1 rRNA gene is annotated in these 394 nt (G+C 55.8%); it reads right to left on the minus strand.

Features of this window, described 5'->3' with window-relative positions:
- Positions 1-394, minus strand: a 23S ribosomal RNA gene (locus EN852_RS35795); the annotation flags it as partial.

The following is a 394-nucleotide window of genomic DNA, read 5'->3' on the forward strand; positions in this document are numbered from 1 at the left end:
GTCCACTCCGGTCCTCTCGTACTAGGAGCAGCCCCTCTCAAATCTCCAACGCCCATGGCAGATAGGGACCGAACTGTCTCACGACGTTCTGAACCCAGCTCGCGTACCACTTTAAATGGCGAACAGCCATACCCTTGGGACCGACTACAGCCCCAGGATGTGATGAGCCGACATCGAGGTGCCAAACACCGCCGTCGATATGAACTCTTGGGCGGTATCAGCCTGTTATCCCCGGAGTACCTTTTATCCGTTGAGCGATGGCCCTTCCATACAGAACCACCGGATCACTAAGTCCTAGTTTCCTACCTGCTTGATCCGTCGATCTTGCAGTCAAGCACGCTTATGCCTTTGCACACAGTGCGCGATGTCCGACCGCGCTGAGCGTACCTTCGAG

Source organism: Mesorhizobium sp. M2E.F.Ca.ET.209.01.1.1 (assembly GCF_004010375.2).
Classification (GTDB): Bacteria; Pseudomonadota; Alphaproteobacteria; order Rhizobiales; family Rhizobiaceae; genus Mesorhizobium.